Genomic DNA, 585 nt, shown 5'->3' with positions numbered 1-585 from the left:
CCCGCAGCCGAAAGCGCTTGTGTAGGAGATAAAATCTTCGCTGCATCGAGGCGCGAAGCATGGCAGACTCGGGCCAATGAGTGATTTGCCTGATCAACTGCCGAGCGACCCAGCCGAGTTGCGTGCCTTTGCCGCGGCTCTGCTGGAGCGCTGCGCCAGACTCGAGCGGTTGCTCAAGCTTGCAAAAGATGCGCAGTTCGGTCGATCGTCGGAAAAGCTTGACGCTGATCAGCTCCAGCTTGTTCTGGAGGATATCGATCAGGCCGTTGCGGCTCTCGAAGCAGCCGAGGACCGCGCCAATCCCAAAACACGCGAGACGAGAGCTGCCGAGCGCAGGGCCAATCGTGGCAAGCTGCCGGAGCATTTGCCACGCATCGTCGAAACGCTGATGCCGACTGCAACCTGCTGCCCGTCCTGCAAAGGCGATCTCGTTGAGATTGGCAGCGATGAGAGCCAAAGGCTCGACGTCGTTCCGGTGCAGTACCGGGTGATCGTAACCCGCCGGCCCAAGCTGGCCTGCCGCGCCTGTCATGGCGTGGTCCTCCAGCACGCCGCGCCCGAGCGATTGATCAAGGGTGGACTGCC

The 585-nt window shown here is 61.9% G+C and carries 1 protein-coding gene; it reads left to right on the top strand.

What is annotated here, in order from left to right; genetic code table 11:
* Window positions 1–76: 76 nt before the first annotated feature.
* Window positions 77–585 (top strand): IS66 family transposase (locus tag FXV83_RS41270; protein ID WP_187436543.1); only part of this gene is annotated, 509 nt, incomplete at its 3' end.

Source organism: Bradyrhizobium hipponense (assembly GCF_008123965.1).
GTDB lineage: Bacteria > Pseudomonadota > Alphaproteobacteria > Rhizobiales > Xanthobacteraceae > Bradyrhizobium > Bradyrhizobium hipponense.
The sequence above is the reverse complement of the archived record's forward strand: the minus strand, read 5'-3'. Positions and strand labels throughout refer to the sequence as shown.